The 1,310-nt window shown below is 54.7% G+C and carries 2 protein-coding genes; both read left to right on the top strand.

Features of this window, described 5'->3' with window-relative positions:
- On the top strand, window positions 1-228 hold a 228-nt coding region (locus NXT01_RS09390; protein ID WP_259080378.1), incomplete at its 5' end, for a hypothetical protein.
- Window positions 219-1,310, top strand: a 1,092-nt coding sequence (locus NXT01_RS09395; protein WP_259080379.1) for a hypothetical protein, incomplete at its 3' end; no start/stop codon positions are given. The genes NXT01_RS09390 and NXT01_RS09395, both read left to right, overlap by 10 nt.

Consider the following 1,310-nt stretch of genomic DNA (forward strand, 5'->3'; position numbering starts at 1 on the left):
CACCCCCGCATCTACTTCTACTCAAACTTAACCAATGGTAAAGCAGGCTTCTACATCAGGTGCACTGCCGCAACGAGTACGACTAACGGCACTATAAACTTTTCCACCCGAGCGTTTAGCGACGAACTTATCCCTGATGCGCGCTTCAACGATGCCGCTAGCACCTGCCAACACTCACACGACAAACTCATCGACCTCATCAACCTCAGCGGAGTCCCATGGCCATGATCACCTTCAACCCCACCACCACACAACAAGTAACCAACATCCTCGAAAGCATCATCGCAAGGAATGAATCCTTCAGCAAACGCCTGCTCGAACACCCCCTCGCTGACAGGCTCGGAGGGTTTTCCACCATCAACGCCCTTAACCAACTCGCCCAAGAATACAGCGAAATCAGCGCCCACCGAGACGGCGGCGCGGCAAGAACACTGCAAGAAATCCTCGCCCAAATCCAATGGAGCAACGAGAACTTTACAACCGGCTGCCAGAAAATACTCTTCACTGATGAAGACCTCGCCCAATCACTGGCAACAGCCATCGGCACATCCGCCCCCGCCCTCTACCCCACCATCAACCACACGTTCAGCACGCTCCCAGAAGCAATAGCGAACGTTCCTTACCCACAGCGCCCTGATAGAAACTACCAAGACTTCACCTACACCGAACCAACAGCAGCACGCGAAGCATCCCTATCATCGCTACTGAGTGGACTCAACGCGACGAAAACACACGACGCCAACGCCCTACCCGACATGTGGAGAGGCTACAGCAAAGCGTGCCAAAGAACCGCACTAGGACTCATGCGTATCGCGTCTTTGATTGAGTCTGAGAACCAAGGGGAATTCTTCGACGCCGCAGTACACACCATCACAGAACTAGCCGAAACCTCCCGCACCATCGCCAACAACAGCGAAACTATGGCATCAGCTGCTGAAAAGGTAGGAGCGATCGCGCCACGAATCACACCAGAAGTCGACGCAGCGATCACCGCAATCGAACAACTACGCAAACGCGGCGCTGAACAAGCAGCCGCCGCCCGCGCAGCAGACGACCCCACCACAGCACGCATGATCGAAACCGAAACAGAACAACACGCACAGCGCATGGAGGAAAACTACCTCGACCAGTTCCAACAACGCCTGCAATCAGAGATCGCTGCAGCTAACCCACCCATACGCAACCTCACTAATTCCCCAACCACCAGTGCACGTTTCGATACACCAACTGGATCAGAAACCATAAGCAACGCATCCATGGCAACTGCTGGTGGTGATAACCCGCATGCCACCGATCACCACACACTCGGG

Origin of the sequence: Corynebacterium sp. ES2775-CONJ (genome assembly GCF_024814515.1) — a bacterium.
In the GTDB taxonomy this organism is placed as follows: domain Bacteria; phylum Actinomycetota; class Actinomycetes; order Mycobacteriales; family Mycobacteriaceae; genus Corynebacterium.